Source organism: Streptomyces sp. NBC_00536 (assembly GCF_036346295.1).
Lineage (GTDB): Bacteria > Actinomycetota > Actinomycetes > Streptomycetales > Streptomycetaceae > Streptomyces.
Window position 1 is genome coordinate 6,347,487 of record NZ_CP107819.1, and the last position, 23,253, is coordinate 6,370,739.

Sequence of the window (23,253 nt, forward strand, 5' to 3'; positions counted from 1 at the left end):
ACCTTGCCGAGTTCATCCGGCGTGTCGGGCATGCGCCCTTGATCGCCGTTATGGCACGGTTACCTGTTGGCCACACACAGTGACCGGACAGTCACTCTGCGCATCAGGAATCCGTGAGATTCCGCGGCATTGCCGGTTTCGAGCGCCGATTCTGCACCAGCCGGCCCCCTCTCCCGAGTCCGGACATCCGAAAGGAAGGACGGCCCCAGGGCTCGCCACAGTACTCCATTCGGGCCATGCGGGTGGACCGCCGCGCCGCCGAACTTGTCCAGGGCGGGGGCAGTTGAAAGGCCGTACTTCCGTACGTGGTGTCTTGCTTCACAGAATCGCCTGAAATGGAACTATCCGTTTCGCTCGCGTGTCAGTAACTGCAGGAAGCACTGAAACGGACGGGGTCTGGGCGCGCAGAGGATGGGGATGGGTCACAAGAGGACGCAAGGGATCGAAGCGATAGGGCCGATCGGGGGTGTGGGGGAGCCGGAGGAGAAGAAGAAGCTGGATCTGAGCGTGGCTCAGGTCGCGGGTTCCTCCCTGGCCACGGTCGCCGCGGCGGTCCTCGCGCAGGGGCTCGGCGTGTACGGGACGATCATCGGTGCGGGCGTGGTGAGCGTGGTCGCCACGGCGGGTGGGCCGGTCATCGGCCACTTCTTCCGGCGGACCGGGGGCCAGTTGCGCGAGACGGCCCGGCCCAAGTCCCGGCAGGTTCCCGTCGTGGACGGAGCCGAGGCCACGACCCTCCTGCCGGTGCACGGCGGTGATCCGACGACCGTCCTCCCGGTGTACGGCGCCGACCCGACGACCGTCCTCCCGGTGCACGGCGCCGACCCGACCACCGTCCTGCCCGTGCACCGCGCCGACGCCACCACCGTGCTGCCCGTGGCCGGGCCGCCCGGCGCCGCGCCGGACGAGGAATTCAGCCGGGCCACCACCCACGGCACCACGGCCCGCGGCTGGAAGCGCACGGCGGTCGCCGCCGGCAGCGCCTTCGCCATCGCGCTGGGCGGCATCGCGGCGTACGAGGGGCTCTCGGGCCGGTCGGTCAGCGACCGGCCCCTCTACACCGCCGTCACCGGAAGTTCCGGCGACAGCGGCAGGAAGCAGGACCCGCCCGCCGCCCCCGACGGGCAGCGCAGCCCCGGCACCGGGGAGCGGCGGCACGACGAGGAGCCGGCGGCCGGGAGTTCCCCGAGCCCGTCCCGGTCCCACGGCGGCCGGGACCCGAGCCCCGACCCGAGTCCCTCGCACTCCACCGGACCGACGCCGAGCCCCGATCCCTCGCGGTCCGCGGGCCCGACGCCGACGCCCTCCAAGCCCACGCCGACCCCGGAGAAGTCCACGCCGACGGCCGGCCAGGGCGGGGCGAGCCCCTCCTGACCCCGGCCCCTGCCCCGGCCCCTGACCCCGGGTCAGTCGCCCAGCACGCGCCGGAGGTAGTCGTTCGCGAACACCCGCTCCGGGTCCAGCCGGTCCCGGAGCGCGGTGAACTCGCCGAACCGCGGGTAGACCCGGGCGAAGTAGTCCGCGTCCCGCGTGTGCACCTTGCCCCAGTGCGGACGCCCGCCGTGCGCCGTGAAGATCTGCTCGGCGGCGGTGAAGTAGGCGTGGTACGGGGTGCCCTTGTACATGTGCACCGCGATGTACGCGCTCTCGCGGCCGGAGGCGGTGGACAGGGTGATGTCGTCCGCCGGGGCCGTGCGCACCTCCACCGGGAAGCTGATCCGCAGGCTGGAGCGGTCGACCATGGCCTTGAGCTCCCGCAGCGCCTCGACGACCCGCTCGCGCGGAACGGCGTACTCCATCTCGATGAAACGGACCCGGCGCGGGCTCGTGTACACCTTGTACGGGATGTCCGTGTAGGTGCGCGCCGACAGGGCGCGGCTGGCGATCCGGGCGATGCCCGGGATGGCGGCCGGGACCGCGCGGCCGAGGGAGTTGACGGCCTGGAAGACGCCGTTGGAGAGCAGCTCGTCCTCGACCCAGGCGCTGACCGCGCCGGGCGGGGCGGCGGGGCCCTGGCTGCGGTTGTTCCGCTTGGTGTTGCAGTTGCCGGTGTGCGGGAACCAGTAGAACTCGAAGTGCTCGTTCTCCGCGAAGTGCTGGTCGAACTCGGCGGTCACCCGGTCGAAGGCCATCGGCTCCTCACGGGCGGTCAGGAAGAACAGCGGCTCCACGGCGAAGGTGATCGCGGTGACGATGCCCAGGGCGCCGATGCCGAGCCGGGCGGCCGCGAAGACCTCCGGATTCTCCTTCTCCGAGCACGTCAGCAGCCGTCCGTCCGCCGTGACCAGCTCCAGCGCGCGGATCTGCGCGGAGAGGGAGGCGGAGTCCCGGCCGGTGCCGTGGGTGCCGGTGCTGGTGGCCCCGGAGACGGTCTGCTCCATGATGTCGCCCATGTTGGTGAGCGAGAGGCCCTCCCGGGCCAGGGCGAGGTTGAGGTCCTTGAGGACCGTGCCCGCCGCCACCGTGACCGTCCCGGCGGCCCGGTCGATCTCCCGTATCCCGGCCAGGGCCTGGGGGCGGATCAGGACGCCGTCGGTGGCGGCGGCCGAGGTGAAGGAGTGGCCGGTGCCGACCGCCTTCACCCGCAGACCGTCCGAGGCGGCCCGGCGGACCGCCTCCTGAAGCTCCCCGACCGAGGCCGGGGTCACGACACGGGCGGGTGTCGCGGAGACGTTGCCCGCCCAGTTACGCCACGCTGCGGTCGGTGCCGTGCTGCTGCCCGGCCCGCTCTTGCCTGCTGTCCCCGTCGTCGCCATCGCTAGAGGGCTCCTCCCCTTGCGCCGGCCTCGTCAGCCGGCGGTAACCCGCGAACGCCACCGCCGCCGCGGCGGCCCCCGCCGATATGGAGACGACGTACCCGGTGCGCGCGCCGGAGGCGTCGATGACCCAGCCGGCCACGGAGGAGCCGACGGCGACACCGACCGCGAGGCCGGTGCTGATCCAGGTCATGCCCTCGGTCAGCTTCGCGCGCGGTACGTGCGCCTCGATCAGGGCCATCGTGGTGATCATCGTGGGAGCGATGGCGAGGCCCGAGACGAAGAGCGCCACGGCCAGAAACGGAAGGTTCCCGGCCAGTAGGAGGGGGATCATACTCACGGCCATCGCACATATGCCCAGCACCCACCTGCGTTCGGCCTTGCCCTTGAGGTGGAGCAGGCCGAAGGCGATCCCGGCGAGGCAGGAGCCGAGCGCCCAGACGGCGAGGATCACGCTCGCCAGGGGCTTGTGGCCCCGCTCGTCCGCGAAGGCCAGGGTGGCCACGTCGATCGAACCGAAGATCGCCCCCGTGGCGACGAAGGTGCCCATCAGCACCTGGAGTCCGGGGGAGCGCAGGGCGGAGGTCCGGTCGGTGTGCTCGTCGTGCGGGTGCGGCTCGGGTTCGGTGGCGCGCTGCGCCGTCAGCCACCACACGCCCACCAGCAGGCAGACCGCGGCGATCAGCGGCCCCGCCTCGGGGAACCACGTCGTGGACAATCCGATGGCGATGATCGGGCCGAAGATGAAGCAGATCTCGTCGACGACGGACTCGAAGGAGTAGGCGGTGTGCAGGCTCGGGGTGTCCCGGTAGATCGCCGTCCAGCGGGCGCGGATCATCGAGCCGACGCTGGGCACGCAGCCCGCGAGGACGGCGAAGACGAAGAGGGTCCAGTCCGGCCAGCCGTTCGCGGCGGCCAGCAGCAGTCCGGTCACCGCGACGACCGCGAAGAGGGTGGCGGGGCGCAGGACGCGCCGCTGGCCGTAGCGGTCGACCAGCTTGGACACCTGGGGGCCGACCGCGGCCGCGGAGAGGGCGAGGGAGCCGGTGAGCGCGCTGGCGAGCCCGTACCGCCCGGTGATCTCGGAGATCATCGTGAGGATGCCGACGCCCACCATGGACAGCGGCATCCTGCCGATGAAGCCGGCGGCGCTGAACCTCTTGCTGCCTGGGGCGGCGAAGATCGCGCGGTAGGGACTGGGCAAGGGGCCCTCCGTAAGGGACGTCGGTGGCCCATACAGGTTACGACCGCAGGTGCGGTACCCGCAGGGTGAGCGAGAAGCGGCAAGTTAGGCTGACCTTACCTGCGCGGTGATCGGGATCCGACCGCCGAGGCCGATTCCCGGGCGCCGTGGCCGGGTGGCAGGATTCGGGGCATGTCAGACCAGCACTCCGCCGCCGCCCGTCCCGCCGGTCACGAGACCGGAGCCGCCGGACCCGCCGCCCCCTACGACGCCCTGCTGCTGCTGTCCTTCGGCGGTCCGGAGGGCCCGGACGACGTGGTGCCCTTCCTGGAGAACGTCACGCGCGGCCGCGGCATCCCGCGCGAGCGGCTGAAGGAGGTCGGCAAGCACTACTTCGGCTTCGGCGGGGTCAGCCCGATCAACGGGCAGAACCGCGAGTTGCTCGACGCGCTGCGCAAGGACTTCGCCGGGCACGGGCTGGACCTGCCGGTCTACTGGGGCAACCGGAACTGGGCGCCCTACCTGAACGACGTCATGCACGAGATGGCCGCCGACGGGCGCCGCCGCATCGCCGTCCTCGCCACCAGCGCGTACGCCTCGTACTCCGGGTGCCGCCAGTACCGCGAGAACCTGGCCGACGCGCTCGCCGCGGTCGAAGCGGAAGGCCTGGAGCGGCCCCGGGTGGACAAGCTGCGGCACTACTTCAACCACCCCGGCTTCGTACAGCCCATGATCGACGGGGTGCTCGCCGCGCTGGAGTCGCTGCCCGAGGAGGCCCGCGCGGGCGCCCACCTCGCCTTCACAACGCACTCCATCCCGGATTCCGCGGCCGATTCCTCGGGCCCGGCCGAGGACCACACGGAGAACGGCGAGGGCGGTGCGTACGTCAAGCAGCACCTGGACGTCGCCCGCGTGATCGCGGACGCGGTACGGGCGCAGACGGGCGTCGAGCGGCCCTGGCGGCTGGTCTATCAGTCGCGCAGCGGCGCCCCGCACACGCCCTGGCTGGAGCCGGACATCTGCGACCACCTGGAGGCCCTGCACGCCGCCGGGGCCCCCGCGGCGGTGATGGTGCCCGTCGGCTTCGTCTCCGACCACATGGAGGTCCTGTACGACCTCGACACGGAGGCGACCGCGAAGGCGGCGGAGCTGGGCCTCCCCGTGGCCCGGTCCGCGACCGTGGGCGCCGACCCGCGCTTCGCGGCCGCCGTGCGCGAGCTGGTGCTGGAGCGGGCGGCGGGCGAGCGGGGCGAGGCCGTGGAGCGCTGCGCGCTCGGACTGCTCGGACCGAGCCACGATCTGTGCGCGGTGGGCTGCTGCCCGGCGCGCTCGCCCCGGCCCGCGGCCGCGGGCGCCGACAGTCCGTACGCGGACGCGTGAGGAGCCTGCTGTGACCGCTCAGACCCCCGAGAACCCTGTGACCCCTGTGAACCCCGTGAGCGACGAGCTGCTCGCCGAACTGCTGGAGGTGGCACAGGAGGCCGCCCGGCGCGCCGGTGAGCTGCTGAAGGACGGCCGCCCGGCCGATCTGGCCGTGGCGGCGACCAAGTCCAGCCCGATCGACGTGGTGACCGAGATGGACATCGCGGCGGAGAAGCTGATCACCGGCCTCCTCGCGGAGCGCCGGCCCGCGGACGGGATCCTCGGCGAGGAGGGCGCGGACACCCCCGGCACGAGCGGGGTGCGGTGGGTCGTGGACCCGCTCGACGGGACCGTGAACTACCTCTACGGCCTGCCCAGCTGGGGGGTCTCGATCGCGGCCGAGTACCGGGGCGAGACGGTCGTGGGCGTGGTGGCGGCGCCGATGCGCGGCGAGACCTGCCACGCGGTGCGCGGCGGCGGGGCGTGGATGGACGGCGTACGGCTGTCCTGCCGGCCGGCCGCGCCGCTGGACCAGGCGCTGGTGGCGACCGGATTCGCCTACGTCCAGACGCGGCGCGACCACCAGGCCGAGGTGGCCCGGCACATCGTTCCGCTGGTGCGGGACATCCGGCGGGGCGGATCGGCCGCGCTGGACCTGTGCGACGTCGCGGCGGGACGGCTGGACGCCTACTACGAGCGCGGGCTGAACCCCTGGGACCTGGCGGCGGGGGACCTGATCGCCCGCGAGGCGGGGGCCCTGACGGGCGGTCGGCCGGGGGAGCGGGCCTCCGGGGAGCTGGCGGTCGCCGGGTCACCGGCCGTCTTCGCGTCGCTCCAGCCGCTGCTGGACGCGGCCGGGGCGTGGCACGACTGACCTGCGGACCGTTGCCGGGGCTCCGCCCCGGACCCCGCGCCTCAAACGCCGGCGGGGCTGGATTTGCCTGGCTGGGCTGGATTGCCCGCAGGGCAATTTCAGCCCGTCCGGCGTTTGAGGACCGGGGTCCGGGGCGGAGCCCCGGTTTCGGGACGGCCCGCGGGTCCGGAGGGGGCACGTACGCCGTCCGGCCCCGGCGCTGAGGGCGCCGGGGCCGGACGGGGCGTACGGGGGTGAGGGTCGGGTCCGGGGCGAGCCCCGGGCCGGTGGGCCGGTGGTCGGTCAGGCGGCGGAGGCGGAGACCTGCACCTGCACGCCGTGCTCGGCGGCGAGGCGCTGGAGGTCTTCCAGCTCCGCCTGCTCGACGTCCGCGAGGAAGTCGTCGCCCGCCTCGCGGGCCTGCCTGAGGTCCGTCTGCGTGCTCCTGATGCGCTGCAGGAGACCCGCGGTGAATGCGTCCATGGGATGCGCCCCCTCTTCGTGGGTCGGCGGCGGCGGGCACGTGGCGCGCCACTGGGAGGGTGATCGGGGTGTGCTGTCGTCCTCCCCGGCACCCTGGGCGCAGAAACCTCGTGAGGCGGGGGAATCCTCATCTCCCCCCGCCGGAGCCCCTCAGGAGCCCCCCAGGGGCGCCTCAGAGGCGCCTTACAGCCGGTTTACGGCTGAAAGGGGCAGGATGGACGACGCAATACACGTGTGCCCTGAAGGGCTCGGAGGAAGGAAACGACGTGCGCGTACTCGTCGTCGAGGACGAGCAGCTGCTCGCCGATGCGGTGGCCACCGGACTGCGGCGCGAGGCCATGGCGGTGGACGTCGTGTACGACGGCGCGGCCGCCTTGGAGCGCGTCGGTGTGAACGACTACGACGTGGTGGTGCTGGACCGGGACCTCCCGCTGGTGCACGGCGACGACGTCTGCCGCAAGATCGTCGAGCTGGGGATGCCCACCCGGGTGCTCATGCTGACCGCCTCCGGCGATGTCAGCGACCGGGTCGAGGGCCTGGAACTGGGCGCTGACGACTACCTGCCCAAGCCGTTCGCGTTCACCGAGCTGACCGCCCGGGTGCGCGCGCTGGGGCGGCGTACGACCGTCGCGCTGCCGCCCGTACTGGAGCGGGCCGGGATCAAGCTGGACCCGAACCGGCGCGAGGTGTTCCGGGAGGGCAAGGAGGTGCAGCTGGCGCCGAAGGAGTTCGCGGTGCTGGAGGTCCTCATGCGCAGCGAGGGCACGGTCGTGTCCGCGGAGCAGCTGCTGGAGAAGGCCTGGGACGAGAACACCGACCCCTTCACCAACGTCGTGCGGGTGACCGTCATGACGCTGCGGCGCAAGCTGGGCGAGCCGCCGGTCATCGTGACCGTGCCGGGCTCCGGATACCGGATCTGACGAGGATGGCCGCTTCTCCCGCGCCGCCACCGGCGCCACCGAAACCGACCTGGGACCCCGGCCAGCCCGAGGGTCCCTTCCCTTGGCTCCGGCCGACGATCCGCATACGCCTCACGCTGCTCTACGGCGGCATGTTCCTGATCGCGGGCATCCTGCTGCTGTCGATCATCTACCTGCTGGCCGCCCAGGCGCTGCGCGAGGGCAACGGCCTCCCGTTCAAGATCGTGGGCGGGACGAAGGTCGAGGTCTCCAGCAGCACCTGTCCGGGCGTGCAGTCGATCGAACAGTCGCTCGACCGCTTCAACCAGGTGATCACCGAGTGCGTCAACGTCCAGCGCAAGCACGCGCTGGACGACCTGCTCAGCCGTTCGCTGATGGCCCTGCTGGGCCTCAGCATCATCGCCTTCGCCTTCGGCTACGCGATGGCCGGCCGGGTGCTGTCGCCGCTGGGCAAGATCACCCGGACCGCGCGGCGCGTGGTCGGCTCGGACCTGACCCGGCGGATCGAACTCGACGGGCCCGACGACGAGCTGAAGGAGCTGGCCGACACCTTCGACGAGATGCTCGACCGGCTGGAGCGGGCGTTCACCGCCCAGCAGCGGTTCGTCGCCAATGCCTCGCACGAGCTGAGAACGCCGCTGGCCATCAACCGGACCCTGCTGGAGGTGCACCTCTCCGATCCCGGGGCGCCGGTGGAGCTCCAGCAGCTCGGCAAGACCCTGCTGGCCACCAACGAGCGCAGCGAGCAGCTCGTCGAGGGCCTGCTGCTGCTCGCCCGCAGCGACAACCAGATCATCGAGCGCAAGCCGGTGGACCTCGCGGAGGTCGCTTCCCGGGCCCTGGACCAGGCGCGGGGTGAGGCGGCGGCCAAGGGGGTGGAGATCCGCGGCGAGCGCGCGCTGGCCGTCGTACAGGGCAATGGCGTGCTCCTGGAGCGGATCGCCCTCAACCTGGTGCAGAACGCCGTCCGGTACAACGTGCCGGAGGGCGGCTGGGTCGAGGTGACCACCGAGGTGCAGCACGGTCAGGCGGTGCTCCTGGTATCGAACACGGGTCCCGTGGTTCCCGCGTACGAGATCGACAATCTCTTCGAGCCGTTCCGGCGGCTGCGCACGGAGCGCACGGGCAGCGACAAGGGGGTCGGTCTCGGCCTTTCCATCGCGCGCTCGGTGGCCCGCGCGCACGGCGGACGGATCCACGCGGAGCCGCGCGAGGGCGGTGGCCTCGTGATGCGTGTCACTTTGCCCATCTGATACTTCATGCCCGTGTTCGCTCTTGGCTGAATCGAAGGGCGGCCACGGGGGTGGATTCTGTGTGATCGATCACAGTGTCGAGTGGGGGGTCATGTACGTTCAGTGACCCCTGGGGCGGCCGGAAAGCCCGGGAAGTCCGGGTTTCCGGCCCCCCTCCTGGCGGGAAATACACGAGGTGGCACTCGTGCAAGGCGACCCCCGGACCGTGTACGGTCCCGGTCGTCATCCCAGCTGAGCGCTTCATATGGCGAGCGGCTGGGTGTCGATTGAGTAACAGACCTTGATGTGAGGCAAAATCTCCGCCTCAGGTCGGGCACAAGTCCGGCCTCTCGCGCGTTACGTGCGCTGAGACACCGCTAAATCCCAGAGGGGGAGAGCGAAAAATGGCAACGGACTACGACACCCCACGCAAGACAGACGACGATGTCGACAACGACAGCATTGAAGAGCTGAAGGCTCGTCGTAACGAGAAGTCGTCCTCGACCGTCGATGTCGACGACTTCGACGCGGCGGAGGGCATGGAGCTTCCCGGTGCGGACCTCTCCAATGAGGAGCTGGCCGTCCGGGTCCTGCCCAAGCAGGCCGATGAGTTCACCTGCACGAACTGCTTCCTGGTTCACCACCGCAGCCAGCTGGCGCGGGAGAAGAACGGTCAGCCGATCTGTCGCGACTGCGACTAGGAGCGTCGGCCGTGACGGGCTCGACGCCTTTTCGCAGGCTGCGCTTGCGAAAACAGCAGGATGATCCGGTGGAAACGCACGAGGGAGCCACGGACCCGGCAACGGGTCCCGAAGCGCCCGGCGTGCCCGCCTTGCCCTCCGGGGCCGGAGGACTCGCTCCCTCGGCCGCGGGGGCTGCCGAGGAGCCCCGGCGAGCCGCCGCGGCCCGTCGGCTGCACGCCGTCAAGAACGGGGTGCGCAAGGGCGGTGAGGGAGTCAGGGCCGTGGCCCTGTTCGTCACCGACCGGATCATCGAGAACGCCCCGCGCGTTCCGGTACGGGACCTCGCGACCCTGCGCGCGCAGTTCCCGGACCTGGGTCCCGATCAGCTTGCCGACAAGCTGATCGCGGGCGCCGCCAACGCCAGCTCGACCGTCGGCGCGGGAATCGGTGCGGCGGCGATGCTGCCCGTGCCGCCCGCCATGCCGGCCGAACTGGCCGCGGAGATCACCGGCGTCGCGGCGATCGAGTTCAAGCTGATCGCCGAGCTCCACGAGGTCTACGGCCTGCGGCCCCCCGGCACGCTGAAGGAGCGCAGCCTCGGCTACCTCACCGCGTGGACGGAGGAGCGGGGCGTGGACCTCTCCCGGCCCACGACGCTCAATGCCGCCCTCGGCGGCCAGATGAAGCGGGAGCTGCGCCAGCAGATCATGAAGCGGATGGTGCGGAACCTGCCGAACCTGATGCCGTTCATGGTCGGCGCGGCCGTCGGCGCGGTGATGAACCGCCGCGACACCCGCAAACTCGCCGAGAAGGTCCGCAGCGACCTGCGGACCCGGGCCGTGCCCTGGAGCGCACTGGGACAGCTGCCGCCCCTGGAGCAGCCCACCCAGCCCCTTCCCGAGGCCACCAGGGCCGCCCTCGAAGGGCCCGCCCCGCAGGGACTATGACCGCGCCGCGCGCAGGGCCGCCGCCAGGGCTTCCGGTTCCCGCGTCGAGACGTACACGTACGGCGTCGGGTCCGCGGGGTCGGTGACCTCCACGCGGACCGCCGTCGGCACGTAGCTGCGCATCAGCATGAAGGCGCGGGTATCGGCCTTGTACGTCCGCCAGGCGCGCGCCTCCTCGGCGTCCAGCACCTCGGGCTCGCCCAGTGCCGAGACCGGGATCCGCGCGTCCCCGATGCTCAGCGCCCCGTTCACCACCCGGACGCGGGCGGACCCGTACGAACTCACCACCAGCCCCGCCAGGGCCGTCCCGCCGACCAGCCCGGCCAGCAGCGGCAGCGTGCCCAGCGGCAGCAGCATCAGCGCGCACGACAGACCCAGCAGTACGGAGATCCCCCACCAGGCGCGGGGGGCGGTCAGTCGTTCGTCGTGGTGCGCGGGGGAGAGCTGCATGGCTCCAAGCTTGGCACGGGGCGACCCGTGGCCGGTGGCGCGGGTAAGGTCTGCGCCTGTGAGTGGACGAAACACAGCGTTGACGCCTCCCGCCGATGCCACGGCGCCGGTGCGGCACCCCGATGCCCCGGCACCCGGCGAACTCCTCGGTGCGCACTACGAGCACTGTTTCGGCTGCGGCGGGGGCCAGCCGCACGGACTCCACCTGGAGGCCAGGGCGGGCGAGGGCGTGCGGGTCACCGCCGAGTTCACCGTCAAGCCCGCCCACCAGGGCGCCCCGGGCCTGGCCCACGGCGGTGTGCTCGCCACGGCGCTCGACGAGACCCTCGGCTCCCTGAACTGGCTGCTGCGCGTCATCGCGGTGACCGGACGGCTGGAGACCGACTTCGTGCGGCCCGTGCCGGTGGACACCGTGCTGTACCTGGAGGCCGAGGTCACCGCCGTCGCCGGACGGAAGATCTACTCCACGGCGGTCGGCCGGATAGGCGGCCCGCAGGGCCCGGTCGCGCTCCGTGCCGACGCCCTGTTCATCGAGGTCAAGGTCGACCACTTCATCGACAACGGACGACCCGAGGAGATCCGGGCGGCGATGGCCGACCCGGACCAGGCCAAGCGCGCTCGCGCCTTCGAGGTGAACCCCTGATGTCCCAGAACGCCCACGCGCCCGTCGACGTACTGATCCGCCGCGTCGACCCCGAGGTGCCCCTGCCCGCCTACGGTCACCCCGGTGACGCCGGCTGCGACCTGGTCACCACCCAGGCCGCCGAGCTGGCTCCCGGCGAGCGGACCGTGCTGCCCACCGGCGTGTCCATCGCGCTGCCCGACGGGTACGCCGCCTTCGTGCACCCGCGCTCCGGACTGGCCGCACGCTGCGGGCTCGCGCTGGTGAATGCCCCGGGGACGGTGGATGCCGGGTACCGTGGGGAAATCAAGGTGATCGTGGTCAATCTCGACCCGCGCGAGAGCGTACGGTTCGAGCGTTTCGACCGCATTGCCCAGCTGGTTGTCCAGCGGGTCGAGAGGGTGCGCTTCCACGAGGTGGCGGAGCTTCCCGGCTCGGCACGGGCCGAGGGGGGCTTCGGGTCCACCGGCGGTCATACGGCCGTGGCCGGATCCGGGGCTGGTCAGCAGGGTGGGAATGGCTACGCTTCGGTCGTAACCGACCGGGAAGGACAGTGACGTGTTCGGACGTCGCAAGAAGAACGACTCCGTCAAGGACGGCAGCGCGGCCGAGCAGGTCGACGGCATCGAGGCCGAGGGCCAGGACGTCGACGATGACTCCGCCGCGAGCGAGCCGCGCAGGCTGAACCTGCCGCCGGCCCCGCGTCCGGACGGCCCCTGGGACGACTCCGAGGTCTCGGCTCCGGCCGAGGGCCGGGTCGACCTCGGCGGCATCCTCGTACCGGGTGTCGAGGGCATGGAGCTGCGTGTCGAGGTCGCCGGGGACGCGATCGTCGCCGCGACCGTCGTGCTGCACGACAGCGCGGTGCAGCTCCAGGCCTTCGCCGCGCCGAAGAAGGAAGGCATCTGGGGCGAGGTCCGCGAGGAGATCGGCGCGGGCATCACCCAGCAGGGCGGCATGATCGAAGAGGTCCAGGGCCCGCTGGGCTGGGAGCTGCGCGCGCAGGTCCCGGTTCCGCTGCCCGACGGCCAGACCGGCGCCCAGCTGGTCCGCTTCGTCGGCGTCGACGGCCCGCGCTGGTTCCTGCGCGGTGTCATCTCCGGCCAGGGCGCGGTGCGTCCCGAGGCCGCCGGCGTGCTGGAGCAGATCTTCCGCGACACCGTCGTGGTCCGTGGCGAGGGCCCTATGGCCCCGCGCGACCCGATCGTCCTGAAGCTGCCGAACGACGCCCAGATGGTGCCGGACGGCGTGCAGACGGAGGAGCAGGAAGGCTCGCGCTTCTCCGGCGGCATGGGGCAGCTGGAGCGCGGACCGGAGATCACCGAGGTCCGCTGAGCACCCGTACGACGCGTTTCCGGCCGTGGGCCGCACCCTCGCGGGGTGCGGCCCACAGCTGCGTCCGGGGCGGCGCGATCGCGTCGGAAGCCGTCAGAGAAGCGTCAGGGATGTCCGTACGGGTGGTCATCCGTGCGTATTCGGCCGACTCGTCCCGGAGAATGAGCGCATGGGACGCGGCAAACTACGGATCTACCTCGGTGCGGCGCCCGGTGTGGGCAAGACCTACGCGATGCTGTCCGAGGGCCACCGGCGGGTGGAACGGGGCACCGACTGCGTCGTGGGCTTCGTCGAGCACCACGGGCGCCCGCGCACCGAGGTGATGCTGCACGGCCTGGAGCAGACGCCGCGCCGCCAGGTGACCTACCGCGGAGCCGCCTTCACCGAGATGGACGTGGACGCGCTGCTCGCCCGCAAGCCCGTGATCGCCCTGGTGGACGAGCTGGCGCACACCAATGTGCCGGGCTCGCGCAACGCCAAGCGCTGGCAGGACGTCGAGGACCTGCTCAAGGCCGGCATCGACGTGATCTCCACCGTGAACATCCAGCACCTGGAGTCCCTCGGCGACGTGGTCGAGGCGATCACCGGGGTCCGCCAGCGGGAGACCGTCCCCGACGAGGTGGTCCGGCGGGCCGACCAGATCGAGCTGGTCGACATGTCGCCCCAGGCGCTGCGGCGCCGGATGGCGCACGGGAACGTCTACCAGCCCGACAAGGTCGACGCGGCCCTGTCCAACTACTTCCGGCCCGGCAACCTCACCGCGCTGCGCGAACTGGCGCTGCTGTGGGTGGCCGACCGGGCCGACGAATACCTCCAGCAGTACCGCGGCGAGCACAACATCCGCTCCACCTGGCAGGCGCGCGAGCGGATCGTCGTCGGGCTGACCGGCGGCGCGGAGGGACGTACGCTCATCCGCCGCGCGGCCCGGATGGCGGCCAAGGGCTCCGGCAGCGAGATCATGGCCGTCTACATCGCCCGCAGCGACGGGCTGACCGCGGCCTCGCCCAAGGAGCTGGCGGTCCAGCGGACCCTGGTCGAGGATCTTGGCGGAACGTTCCACCATGTGATCGGCGACGACGTCCCCGACGCCCTGCTGGAATTCGCCCGGGGCGTCAACGCCACCCAGATCGTCCTCGGCTCCAGCCGCCGCAAGGCCTGGCAGTACGTCTTCGGCCCCGGCGTCGGCGCCACCGTGGCCCGCGACTCCGGACCCGACCTCGACGTCCACATCGTCACCCACGAGGCGGTGGCCAAGGGGCGCGGGCTGCCCGTCGTGCGCTCGGCGGCCCGGCTCGGGCGCAACCGGATCGTGGCCGGCTGGGTGGTCGGCGTCGTGCTGCCCGGGCTGCTCGCCCTGGTGCTCACGCACGTCGCCGCCGACCCCGGCCTCGCCAACGAGATGCTGCTCTTCCTCTCGCTGACGGTCGCCTCCGCGCTGCTCGGCGGCCTCTGGCCGGCGCTCGCCTCCGCGGCCTTCGGGTCCCTGCTGCTCAACTTCTACTTCGCGCCGCCGCTGCACCGGTTCACCATCTCCGACCCCAAGAACATCGTGGCCATCGCGGTCTTCTTCGGCGTGGCCGTCTCGGTCGCCTCCGTGGTCGACCTGGCCGCCCGGCGCACCCACCAGGCCGCCCGGCTGCGCGCCGAGTCCGAGATCCTCTCCTTCCTCGCGGGCAGCGTGCTGCGCGGCGAGACCACCCTCGACGCCCTGCTGGAGCGGGTCCGGGAGACCTTCGCCATGGAGTCCGTGGCCCTGCTGGAACGGGAGAGCGACGTGGAGCCCTGGACCCCCGCCGGGAGCGTCGGCCCGGACCCGGTGGCCCGCCCCGAGGACGCCGATGTGGACATGCCCATCGGGGACCACATGGCGCTGGCCCTGAGCGGGCGGGTGCTGCCCGCCGAGGACCGCCGCGTCCTGGGCGCCTTCGCCGCGCAGGCCGCCGTCGTACTGGACCGCCAGCGCCTGGTCGGCGAGGCCGAGGACGCCCGCCGGATGGCCGAGGGCAACCGGATCCGCACCGCCCTGCTCGCCGCCGTCAGCCACGACCTGCGCACCCCGCTCGCCTCGATCAAGGCCTCCGTCAGCTCGCTGCGCTCCGACGACGTGGACTGGTCCGAGGAGGACCGGGCCGAGCTGCTCGCGGGCATCGAGGAGGGCGCCGACCGGCTCGACCACCTCGTGGGCAACCTGCTCGACATGTCCCGGCTGCAGACCGGCACCGTCACCCCGCTGATCCGGGAGATCGACCTCGACGAGGTGGTCCCGATGGCGCTGGGCGGCGTACCGGAGGACAGCGTCCTGCTGGACGTGCCCGAGTCGCTGCCGATGGTCGCCGTCGACCCGGGGCTGCTGGAGCGGGCCGTCGCCAACGTCGTCGAGAACGCCGTCAAGTACAGCCCGGGCGGGGAACCGGTGACCGTCGCCGCGAGTTTCCTCGGTGACCGGGTCGAGGTCCGCGTGGTGGACCGCGGCCCCGGCGTCCCCGACGAGGCCAAGGACAAGATCTTCGCCCCCTTCCAGCGCCACGGGGACGCCCCGCGCGGCGCCGGAGTGGGCCTCGGGCTCGCCGTCGCCCGGGGCTTCGCCGAGGCCATGGGCGGCACCCTGGCCGCCGAGGACACCCCCGGCGGCGGACTGACCATGGTGCTCACCCTGCGCGCCGCCGCCCCGGCCGGGCCCCGCCCGGCCGCGCGGCTTTCCCTCACACCGACCGACCCGCTCAGCCCGACCGACTCCCTGACACCGACCGACTCCCTCGCACCGACCGACGTACGACAGAAGGCAGGACCTCAATGACCCGGGTGCTCGTGGTGGACGACGAGCCGCAGATCGTCCGAGCCCTCGTGATCAACCTCAAGGCGCGCAAGTACGAGGTCGACGCCGCCGCCGACGGGGCGCAGGCCCTGGAACTGGCCGCGGCCCGTCACCCCGACGTGGTCGTCCTCGACCTCGGCCTGCCCGACATGGACGGGGTCGAGGTGATCAGGGGGCTGCGCGGCTGGACCCGGGTCCCCATCCTGGTGCTCTCCGCGCGGCACAGCTCCGACGAGAAGGTCGAGGCGCTCGACGCGGGCGCCGACGACTACGTCACCAAGCCCTTCGGCATGGACGAGCTGCTGGCCCGGCTCCGCGCGGCCGTCCGCCGGGCCGAACCCGGCGCGGGGTCGGGCGAGGACGAGGTGATCGTGGAGACCGCGGGCTTCACCGTGGACCTGGCCGCGAAGAAGGCCGTACGGGAAGGGCGCGACGTACGCCTGACCCCGACCGAGTGGCACCTGCTGGAGGTCCTCGTCCGCAACGGGGGCAAGCTGGTCAGCCAGAAGCAGCTGCTCCAGGAGGTCTGGGGGCCCTCGTACGGCACCGAGACGAACTATCTCCGGGTCTACATGGCGCAGCTGCGCCGCAAACTGGAGGCCGACCCCTCGCACCCCCGGCACTTCATCACCGAACCGGGCATGGGATACCGCTTCGAGAGGTAGCCGACGCGCCGGTACGCTTCCTGTATGAGTGCTGAACCGCGTCCCGAGAAGCCCGCGAAACCGGCCAGGCCGGGGGGCCGGTTCCGCCGGATGATAGAGCGGCTGTCCACCTCCCAGGAGGAGCTGCATTCGGCGGAGCTGCAGGAGGACGCAGAAGCCGCGGGGTGCACGCGGATCTGCGACTGCCACGACCGCCAGATAGTCAAGGTCACCGGTACGCTGCGCACGGTCACATTGCGGCCGAGGGCGGGCGTGCCGGCGCTGGAGGCGGAGCTGTTCGACGGCTCCGCCGCGCTGGACGTCGTCTGGCTCGGCCGTCGCTCGATCGTGGGTATCGAACCGGGCAGGCGCATGATCGCCTCCGGGCGGATCTCCATGAGCCATGGACGCCGGGTCCTCTTCAACCCGAAGTACGAACTCCGACCGCTCGGACAGGAGCACTAGCCGGTGACGTCACTCGACAAACCGACCCATCAGCCGACGGGCCAGCAGCCCGACGCGCAGCCGACCGCCGACCAGAAGGCCGTGACCCAGGCGGCGCTCTTCGACGCCTTCGGCGGCATCCGGGGCACGGTCGAGACCATGTTCCCGGGCCTGCTCTTCGTCATGGTCTACACGGTCAACAAGGACGTGACGATCTCCGCCATCGCGGCGGGCGCGGTGGCCGTGCTGCTCGTCATCGTCCGGCTCGCCCGCAAGGACACCGTCAAGCACGCCTTCAGCGGAGTGTTCGGCGTCGGCGTGGGCGTGGCCTTCGCCCTGTTCACGGGCACCGCCAAGGGCTTCTACCTGCCCGGCATGATCTACGGCGCGGGACTCGGCGTGGCCTTCACGCTCTCCGCGCTCGTGGGCTTCCCGCTGCTCGGGGTGATGCTCGGACCGGTCTTCAAGGAGAACCTGTCCTGGCGCACCCGCAATCCGGGGCGCAAGAAGGCCTACACCAAGGCCAGCCTGGCCTGGGGGCTGATCTTCCTCGCCAAGTACGCGATCCTCTTCCCGCTGTACTTCTGGGGAGACGCGACGCAGCTCGGCTGGGTGCTGATCGCGCTCAAGCTGCCGCCGATGGTGCTGGCCGTGTACTTCACCTGGCTGTTCCTGGCCACCGCGCCGCCGCCGATCGACGTGATGGCGGAGTGGGAGGCCGAGGAGGCCGCCGAGAAGGAGCGCAAGGCCGAGGCGAAGGCGGCCAAGGCGGCGCGCCACCGGCAGGTCTGAGCACGGCGTTCACAGGGATTCACGGAGAAGGGGGCGGGAGGCCGATGGCCTCCCGCCCCCTTCTCCGTACGTACGGGCGTGCTCGCCCCGGTCAGCGCCGGGCCTGGAGGAGTTCCTCCAGCTGCTCCTCGCGGGCCTGGGCGGCCACGAAGAGGAGTTCGTCGCCGGACTCCAGGGTCTCCTCCGGGTGCGGGGTGAGCACCCGGTTGCCGCGGATGATCGTGACCAGCGAGGTGTCCTCGGGCCAGCTGATCTCGCCGATCTGGGTCCCGGCGACCGGGGACTCCGGCGGCAGGGTCAGCTCGACGAGGTTGGCGTCGCCGTGGCTGAAGCGCAGCAGCCGGACCAGGTCACCGACGCTCACCGCCTCTTCGACCAGGGCCGACATCAGGCGCGGGGTGGAGACGGCGACGTCCACGCCCCAGGCCTCGTTGAAGAGCCACTCGTTCTTCGGGTTGTTGACCCGGGCCACCACGCGCGGCACCCCGTACTCGGTCTTCGCGAGCAGCGAGACGACGAGGTTGACCTTGTCGTCACCGGTGGCCGCGATGACCACGTTGCAGCGCTGGAGCGCGGCCTCGTCCAGCGAGGTGATCTCGCAGGCGTCGGCCAGCAGCCACTCGGCCTGCGGCACCCGCTCCACCGAAATGGCGGTCGGTGCCTTGTCGACGAGGAGGACCTCGTGCCCGTTCTCCAGCAGTTCGCCCGCGATGGAGCGGCCCACTGCGCCGGCACCGGCGATCGCGACCCTCATGCGTGTGCCTCCTCGGGGCCTTCGGCGAAGGCCGCCTCGACCTTGTCGATCTCGTCCGTGCGCATCATCACGTGGACGAGGTCGCCTTCCTGGAGCACGGTCTGGGAGGTCGGCAGCATCGCCTCGCCCAGCCGGGTGAGGAACGCGACGCGTACGCCGGTCTCCTCCTGCAGGTTGCTCACCTTGTGGCCGATCCAGGCGGCGGAGGTGTGCACCTCGGCCAGCTGGACCCCGCCGCTGGGGTCGCGCCACAGCGGCTCGGCCCCGGACGGCAGCAGCCTGCGCAGCATCTGGTCGGCGGTCCACCGCACGGTCGCGACGGTGGGGATGCCCAGGCGCTGGTAGACCTCGGCGCGCTTGGGGTCGTAGATCCGGGCGGCGACGTTCTCGATGCCGAACATCTCCCGGGCCACCCGAGCGGCGATGATGTTGGAATTGTCACCACTGCTGACCGCGGCGAAGGCTCCCGCCTCCTCGATGCCGGCCTCGCGCAGGGTGTCCTGGTCGAAGCCGACGCCGGTGACGCGGCGGCCCCCGAAGGACGCCCCCAGTCGGCGGAACGCGGTGGGGTCCTGGTCGACGACGGCGACCGTGTGCCCCTGCTGCTCCAAGGTCTGCGCGAGGGCGGAGCCCACTCTTCCGCAGCCCATAATGACGATGTGCACGGCCGTCCTTCCGGCTGTCGGCGGCTGGCGGCCTGCCGTGGAATTCCCTTCCGGAGTTTCCGTCGGGTGTCCCACGGGGACCAGCCTTGTTACCTGCTCAGGCTTAACAGGGTCTCAGACCATGGCCCAAGCTACACACGGGCGGTCACCAGTGTGGCCCGAGTGTCATCTCGATGCCGCCCCGGTGCCGCCTCTTGGGGGCGTGTGGTCTGCGAATGCCCCCGCGGTGGGGGTGGTGGTTGGCCAGGCGAATTTCCCAACGCTTACGATCCTCTGCGTGTCCAAACTGACCGACGTGCCCAAACGGATCCTGATCGGCCGGGCGCTACGCAGCGACCGCCTCGGAGAAACGCTCCTCCCCAAGCGGATCGCCCTCCCCGTCTTCGCCTCCGACCCGCTCTCCTCAGTGGCATATGCCCCTGGCGAGGTCCTGCTGGTCCTGTCGATCGCGGGCGTGTCGGCGTACCACTTCAGCCCGTGGATCGCGGTAGCGGTCGTCGTGCTGATGTTCACGGTGGTCGCTTCCTACCGGCAGAACGTCCACGCCTACCCGAGCGGCGGCGGCGACTACGAGGTCGCCAACACCAACCTCGGACCCAAGGCGGGCCTGACCGTCGCCAGCGCCCTGCTGGTCGACTACGTCCTGACCGTCGCCGTATCCATCTCCTCCGGAGTCGAGAACCTCGGTTCCGCCGTCGATTTCGTCATCGAGCACAAGGTGCTCTCGGCGATGATCATGATTCTGCTGCTCACGCTGATGAATCTGCGCGGCGTGAAGGAATCCGGGAATCTTTTCGCCATCCCGACCTATGTGTTCGTCGGCGCGGTATTCGTGATGATCGCCTGGGGTGCCTGGCGCGGCCTCGTCGTGGGCGACACCATGGAAGCCCCGACGGCCCATCTGGAGATCAAGGCCGAACACCAGGGGCTGGCCGGCTTCGCGCTGGTCTTCCTGCTGCTACGGGCCTTCTCCTCCGGCTGCGCCGCGCTCACCGGCGTCGAGGCGATCAGCAACGGCGTCCCCGCCTTCCGCAAGCCCAAGAGCAAGAACGCGGCCACCACCCTCGCCCTCATGGGCGGCCTGGCCGTCACCATGTTCTGCGGCATCATCGCCCTGGCCATGGCCACCAACGTGCGGATGGCCGAGAGCCCCGGCACCGACCTGCTGGACAAGGGCGTCCCGGTCGGCGCGGGCTACGTCCAGCACCCGGTGATCTCCCAGGTCGCCGAGGCAGTCTTCGGCAACGGCAGCTTCCTGTTCATCGTGCTCGCCGCGGCCACCGCGCTCGTCCTCTTCCTGGCCGCCAACACGGCGTACAACGGCTTCCCGCTGCTCGGCTCGATCCTCGCCCAGGACCGGTACCTGCCGCGCCAGCTGCACACCCGCGGTGACCGGCTCGCCTTCTCGAACGGCATCGTGCTGCTCGCCGGCGCCGCGATGCTGCTGGTGTGGATCTACGACGCCGACTCGACGAAGCTCATCCAGCTCTACATCGTCGGCGTGTTCGTCTCCTTCACGCTCAGCCAGATCGGCATGGTCCGGCACTGGAACCGCCACCTGCGCAGTGAGACGGAGCCGGCGGCCCGCCGCCGGATGCACCGCTCCCGGGCGATCAACACCTTCGGCGCGATCTTCACCGGGCTCGTGCTCGTCGTCGTACTCGCCACCAAGTTCACGCACGGCGCCTGGGTCGCCCTGCTCGGCATGGTGATCTTCTACGGCACGATGACCGCGATCCGGAAGCACTACGACCGGGTCGCCACCGAGATCGCGGCCGCCGAAGGCCCCTCCGAGGACAGCGTGCGACCCTCCCGGGTCCACTCCATCGTCCTCGTCTCCAAGGTCCACAAGCCCACGCTGCGGGCCCTGGCCTTCGCCAAGCTGACCCGCTCGGACACCCTGGAGGCGCTCAGCATCAGCGTCGACCCGGTCGAGACGAAGGCGCTGCGCGAGGAGTGGGAACGGCGCGGGATCAACGTGCCGCTCAAGATCCTCGACTCGCCGTACCGGGAGATCACCCGGCCCGTGATCGAGTACGTGAAGGGGCTGCGCAGCGAGAACCCGCGCGACGCCGTCAGCGTCTACATCCCTGAGTACGTCGTCGGGCGCTGGTACGAGCACCTGCTGCACAACCAGAGCGCGCTGCGGCTCAAGGGGCGTCTGCTCTTCACCCCCGGTGTGATGGTCACCTCGGTGCCCTACCAGCTGGAGTCCTCCGAGCTGGCGAAGAAGCGCGCCAAGCGCCGTGCGGACTGGAACGCGCCGGGTGCGGTGCGCCGCGGTCCCGTGGACACGCCGCGATCGCCCCGCCCGCCGAAGTCGAAGGACAAGGACGCGGCGGCGAAGTAGCCCGCCGCGACCCGCTGAACGATTGGTGAACGGCCGGACGAGATCCACGTAAACTGGTGGGTCGGCTGTCCGGCCGTTCTCATGCGCCCGGAACATCCCTGTACGTTCTTGTACGCCCCGCACGTTTTTGTACGCCCCGCCCTTGATCCTTGGAGTTTCCCCACCATGACCGAGCAGAACGAGACGAAGAAGTCACTGGTCGGGGAAGAGTACGAGGTCGAGGTCGGCGCCGTCGCCCACGGCGGCCACTGCATCGCCCGCACCGCCGAGGGCCGGGTCCTGTTCGTCCGGCACACCCTGCCCGGCGAGAAGATCATCGCGAAGGTCACGGAAGGCGACGAGGACTCCCGCTTCCTGCGCGCCGACGCGATCACCGTGCTCGAAGCGTCCAAGGACCGCATCGAGGCCCCCTGCCCGTACGCCGGCCCCGGCAAGTGCGGCGGCTGCGACTGGCAGCACGCCAAGCCCGGCGCCCAGCGCCGGCTCAAGGGCGAAGTGGTGACCGAGCAGCTCCAGCGGCTGGCCGGACTCACCCCCGAAGAGGCCGGCTGGGACGGTACGGTCCTGCCCGCCGAGGGCGACAAGCTGCCCGCCGGACAGGTGCCCGCCTGGCGCACCCGCGTGCAGTTCGCGATCGACGAGGACGGTCACGCCGGTCTGCGCAAACACCGCTCGCACGACATCCAGCCGGTCGACCACTGCATGATCGCGTCCCCGGGCGTCACCGAGCTGGGCATCGAGAAGCGCGAGTGGCCCCAGTTGGCCGCCGTCGAGGCCATCGCCGCCTCCGGCTCCGGTGACCGCCAGGTCGTCCTCACCCCGCAGCCCGGCGGCCGCCTGCCGCTGGTCGAGCTGGACAAGCCGGTCTCGGTCCTGCGGGTCGAGGAGAAGGACGGCGGCATCCACCGCGTCCACGGCCGCGCCTTCGTCCGCGAGCGCTCCGACGGCCGCACCTACCGCGTCGGCATGGGCGGCTTCTGGCAGATCCACCCGCAGGCCGCCGACACCCTGGTCAAGGCCGTCATGCAGGGCCTGATGCCGCGCAAGGGCGAGATGGCCCTCGACCTCTACTGCGGCGTCGGCATCTTCGCCGGCGCCCTGGCCGAGCGACTCGGGGACACGGGCGCGGTGCTCGGCATCGAGTCGACGAAGCGCGCGGTCGAGGACGCCCGGCACAACCTCCAGGACATGGAGCGCGTCCGCATCGAGCACGGCAAGGTCGAGCAGGTCCTGCCGCGCACCAAGATCAGCGAGTGCGACCTGATCGTCCTGGACCCGCCCCGCGCGGGCGCGGGCAAGCAGACGGTCCGCCACCTGGCCGGCCTCTCCCCCCGCCGCATCGCCTACGTCGCCTGCGACCCGGCCGCCCTGGCCCGCGACCTCGCGTACTTCAAGGACAACGGCTACAAGGTCCGCACCCTGCGCGTCTTCGACCTCTTCCCGATGACCCACCACGTGGAGTGCGTGGCAATCCTGGAGCCGGTCGCGAAAGGCGCCTGACCTGTAGGTTCGGGCAGTGTGCATTATGTGCGCGTTGTGGGCGATATCACGACGCTCGTGACGCACATTTGACGCACGCAGTCAGCGATGCCTGATGGGCCGTCAGTCGAGGAAGGGTGCCCCTCGCATCAGGTTGTGACCCTGCTGCGAGAGGCGCCCAATTTCGCTTTCGGTGACCTGGTTGGCCCGTCCATACCGGCGCTCTGGCCTTACCTCTCCGAATACTCTCTGTGACATGAGAGGGCCTTCTTGGCCGGGGCGCCGTAGCCGCTCCAGCCACGCAGGAACGCCTGCAGCTCCTCGGCGCGGGGTTCGGGAACATCCGGTAGGCGGAGCGTCTCGTTGAGTGGGTTCAGCTCTTGCACGTGGCCGTCGGCCTACGCAATCAATGCCTCAGCACCGTCTCTCTCCGGCCCATCCGGCAGGCAAGGTCTTCCGCGGACTGTGTCGTGTGCTGCGGGCT

At 71.2% G+C, this 23,253-nt stretch carries 22 protein-coding genes; 16 read left to right on the forward strand and 6 right to left on the reverse strand.

The window, feature by feature from the left end; all coding sequences use genetic code 11:
• The first annotated feature begins 468 nt into the window (after positions 1–468).
• Positions 469–1,374, forward strand: coding sequence for a hypothetical protein (locus tag OHS33_RS27645; RefSeq protein WP_330333110.1), 906 nt, complete (start codon positions 469–471; stop codon positions 1,372–1,374).
• Between the two features lie 32 nt (positions 1,375–1,406).
• On the opposite strand, the gene OHS33_RS27650 is transcribed toward OHS33_RS27645, so the two are convergent.
• Together OHS33_RS27650 and OHS33_RS27655 are read right to left on the reverse strand one after the other, a co-directional pair.
• Entirely contained in the window at positions 1,407–2,756 is a 1,350-nt protein-coding gene (locus OHS33_RS27650) for a D-arabinono-1,4-lactone oxidase (RefSeq protein WP_330333111.1), read from the reverse strand.
• Positions 2,686–3,960 carry an MFS transporter gene (locus OHS33_RS27655; RefSeq protein WP_330333112.1) on the reverse strand — a complete coding sequence of 425 codons (1,275 nt, stop codon included), beginning with the start codon at positions 3,958–3,960 and terminating at the stop codon, positions 2,686–2,688. Before OHS33_RS27655 ends, OHS33_RS27650 begins: the two co-directional genes overlap by 71 nt.
• Before the next feature lie 171 nt (positions 3,961–4,131).
• Between OHS33_RS27655 and OHS33_RS27660 the strand changes: the two genes are divergently transcribed.
• Together OHS33_RS27660 and OHS33_RS27665 are read left to right on the forward strand one after the other, a co-directional pair.
• Entirely contained in the window at positions 4,132–5,319 is a 1,188-nt protein-coding gene (locus OHS33_RS27660) for a ferrochelatase (RefSeq protein ID WP_330333113.1), read from the forward strand.
• A gap of 55 nt (positions 5,320–5,374) precedes the next feature.
• On the forward strand, positions 5,375–6,175 hold the full coding sequence (locus OHS33_RS27665) for an inositol monophosphatase family protein (protein ID WP_330335233.1): 801 nt from the start codon (positions 5,375–5,377) through the stop codon (positions 6,173–6,175).
• Between the two features lie 282 nt (positions 6,176–6,457).
• On the opposite strand, the gene OHS33_RS27670 is transcribed toward OHS33_RS27665, so the two are convergent.
• The gene (locus OHS33_RS27670) at positions 6,458–6,637 is read right to left on the reverse strand and encodes a hypothetical protein (RefSeq protein WP_330333114.1); all 180 of its coding nucleotides are present in this window, start codon (positions 6,635–6,637) and stop codon (positions 6,458–6,460) included.
• 266 nt (positions 6,638–6,903) lie between these two features.
• Between OHS33_RS27670 and OHS33_RS27675 the strand changes: the two genes are divergently transcribed.
• From OHS33_RS27675 to OHS33_RS27690, 4 genes are all read left to right on the forward strand, one after another.
• Positions 6,904–7,557 carry a response regulator transcription factor gene (locus OHS33_RS27675; RefSeq protein WP_030008767.1) on the forward strand — a complete coding sequence of 218 codons (654 nt, stop codon included), beginning with the start codon at positions 6,904–6,906 and terminating at the stop codon, positions 7,555–7,557.
• A 5-nt stretch (positions 7,558–7,562) separates the two neighbouring features.
• On the forward strand, positions 7,563–8,810 hold the full coding sequence (locus OHS33_RS27680) for a sensor histidine kinase (protein ID WP_330333115.1): 1,248 nt from the start codon (positions 7,563–7,565) through the stop codon (positions 8,808–8,810).
• Positions 8,811–9,193: 383 nt separating this feature from the next.
• The gene (locus OHS33_RS27685) at positions 9,194–9,490 is read left to right on the forward strand and encodes a DUF4193 domain-containing protein (RefSeq protein WP_283449648.1); all 297 of its coding nucleotides are present in this window, start codon (positions 9,194–9,196) and stop codon (positions 9,488–9,490) included.
• A gap of 11 nt (positions 9,491–9,501) precedes the next feature.
• Positions 9,502–10,419, forward strand: coding sequence for a hypothetical protein (locus tag OHS33_RS27690; RefSeq protein ID WP_330333116.1), 918 nt, complete (start codon positions 9,502–9,504; stop codon positions 10,417–10,419).
• Here the strand turns inward: OHS33_RS27690 and OHS33_RS27695 are convergent.
• Positions 10,414–10,869, reverse strand: coding sequence for a DUF3093 domain-containing protein (locus tag OHS33_RS27695; RefSeq protein ID WP_330333117.1), 456 nt, complete (start codon positions 10,867–10,869; stop codon positions 10,414–10,416). The two genes, OHS33_RS27690 and OHS33_RS27695, sit on opposite strands and share 6 nt — an antisense overlap.
• A 58-nt stretch (positions 10,870–10,927) precedes the next feature.
• On the opposite strand from OHS33_RS27695, the gene OHS33_RS27700 reads away from it, so the two are divergent.
• The 7 genes from OHS33_RS27700 (at position 10,928) to OHS33_RS27730 (ending at position 17,521) form a co-directional block, all read left to right on the forward strand.
• The gene (locus OHS33_RS27700; RefSeq protein ID WP_330333118.1) at positions 10,928–11,512 is read left to right on the forward strand and encodes a PaaI family thioesterase; all 585 of its coding nucleotides are present in this window, start codon (positions 10,928–10,930) and stop codon (positions 11,510–11,512) included.
• Positions 11,512–12,048, forward strand: coding sequence for a dUTP diphosphatase (dut, locus tag OHS33_RS27705; RefSeq protein ID WP_330333119.1), 537 nt, complete (start codon positions 11,512–11,514; stop codon positions 12,046–12,048). Before OHS33_RS27700 ends, dut begins: the two co-directional genes overlap by 1 nt.
• A gap of 1 nt (position 12,049) precedes the next feature.
• On the forward strand, positions 12,050–12,826 hold the full coding sequence (locus OHS33_RS27710) for a DUF3710 domain-containing protein (protein WP_330333120.1): 777 nt from the start codon (positions 12,050–12,052) through the stop codon (positions 12,824–12,826).
• Between the two features lie 169 nt (positions 12,827–12,995).
• Positions 12,996–15,623, forward strand: coding sequence for a sensor histidine kinase KdpD (locus tag OHS33_RS27715; RefSeq protein ID WP_330333121.1), 2,628 nt, complete (start codon positions 12,996–12,998; stop codon positions 15,621–15,623).
• Entirely contained in the window at positions 15,620–16,306 is a 687-nt protein-coding gene (locus tag OHS33_RS27720) for a response regulator (RefSeq protein ID WP_330333122.1), read from the forward strand. Before OHS33_RS27715 ends, OHS33_RS27720 begins: the two co-directional genes overlap by 4 nt.
• 24 nt (positions 16,307–16,330) lie before the next feature.
• Complete coding sequence (locus tag OHS33_RS27725) at positions 16,331–16,750, forward strand: OB-fold nucleic acid binding domain-containing protein (protein ID WP_330333123.1); 420 nt, start codon at positions 16,331–16,333, stop codon at positions 16,748–16,750.
• Positions 16,751–16,753: 3 nt separating this feature from the next.
• The gene (locus tag OHS33_RS27730; RefSeq protein ID WP_330333124.1) at positions 16,754–17,521 is read left to right on the forward strand and encodes a DUF3159 domain-containing protein; all 768 of its coding nucleotides are present in this window, start codon (positions 16,754–16,756) and stop codon (positions 17,519–17,521) included.
• 91 nt (positions 17,522–17,612) lie between these two features.
• Here the strand turns inward: OHS33_RS27730 and OHS33_RS27735 are convergent, their stop codons facing one another.
• Both OHS33_RS27735 and OHS33_RS27740 read right to left on the reverse strand, forming a co-directional pair.
• Complete coding sequence (locus OHS33_RS27735) at positions 17,613–18,275, reverse strand: potassium channel family protein (RefSeq protein ID WP_330333125.1); 663 nt, start codon at positions 18,273–18,275, stop codon at positions 17,613–17,615.
• Positions 18,272–18,940, reverse strand: coding sequence for a potassium channel family protein (locus OHS33_RS27740; protein ID WP_330333126.1), 669 nt, complete (start codon positions 18,938–18,940; stop codon positions 18,272–18,274). Before OHS33_RS27740 ends, OHS33_RS27735 begins: the two co-directional genes overlap by 4 nt.
• Positions 18,941–19,217: 277 nt before the next feature.
• Here OHS33_RS27740 and OHS33_RS27745 point away from each other — a divergent pair, with 277 nt between their 5' ends.
• Together OHS33_RS27745 and OHS33_RS27750 are read left to right on the forward strand one after the other, a co-directional pair.
• Positions 19,218–21,290 (forward strand): APC family permease, encoded by a 2,073-nt coding sequence (locus OHS33_RS27745; protein WP_330333127.1) that lies wholly within the window; start codon positions 19,218–19,220, stop codon positions 21,288–21,290.
• A gap of 165 nt (positions 21,291–21,455) precedes the next feature.
• A complete protein-coding gene (locus OHS33_RS27750; RefSeq protein WP_330333128.1) occupies positions 21,456–22,790 on the forward strand; it encodes a class I SAM-dependent RNA methyltransferase in 1,335 nt (444 codons plus the stop codon).
• Positions 22,791–23,253 lie beyond the last annotated feature (463 nt).

What these genes read in the sequence shown, in the direction of transcription:
- OHS33_RS27650 (WP_330333111.1), bottom strand. Translation starts at nt 2,756, where the DNA reads ATGGCGACGACGGGGACAGCAGGCAAGAGCGGGCCGGGCAGCAGCACG.
- OHS33_RS27660 (WP_330333113.1), top strand. Translation starts at nt 4,132, where the DNA reads ATGTCAGACCAGCACTCCGCCGCCGCCCGTCCCGCCGGTCACGAGACC.
- OHS33_RS27670 (WP_330333114.1), bottom strand. Translation starts at nt 6,637, where the DNA reads ATGGACGCATTCACCGCGGGTCTCCTGCAGCGCATCAGGAGCACGCAG.
- OHS33_RS27680 (WP_330333115.1), top strand. Translation starts at nt 7,563, where the DNA reads ATGGCCGCTTCTCCCGCGCCGCCACCGGCGCCACCGAAACCGACCTGG.
- OHS33_RS27685 (WP_283449648.1), top strand. Translation starts at nt 9,194, where the DNA reads ATGGCAACGGACTACGACACCCCACGCAAGACAGACGACGATGTCGAC.
- OHS33_RS27695 (WP_330333117.1), bottom strand. Translation starts at nt 10,869, where the DNA reads ATGCAGCTCTCCCCCGCGCACCACGACGAACGACTGACCGCCCCCCGC.
- dut (WP_330333119.1), top strand. Translation starts at nt 11,512, where the DNA reads ATGTCCCAGAACGCCCACGCGCCCGTCGACGTACTGATCCGCCGCGTC.
- OHS33_RS27715 (WP_330333121.1), top strand. Translation starts at nt 12,996, where the DNA reads ATGGGACGCGGCAAACTACGGATCTACCTCGGTGCGGCGCCCGGTGTG.
- OHS33_RS27720 (WP_330333122.1), top strand. Translation starts at nt 15,620, where the DNA reads ATGACCCGGGTGCTCGTGGTGGACGACGAGCCGCAGATCGTCCGAGCC.
- OHS33_RS27725 (WP_330333123.1), top strand. Translation starts at nt 16,331, where the DNA reads ATGAGTGCTGAACCGCGTCCCGAGAAGCCCGCGAAACCGGCCAGGCCG.
- OHS33_RS27735 (WP_330333125.1), bottom strand. Translation starts at nt 18,275, where the DNA reads ATGAGGGTCGCGATCGCCGGTGCCGGCGCAGTGGGCCGCTCCATCGCG.
- OHS33_RS27750 (WP_330333128.1), top strand. Translation starts at nt 21,456, where the DNA reads ATGACCGAGCAGAACGAGACGAAGAAGTCACTGGTCGGGGAAGAGTAC.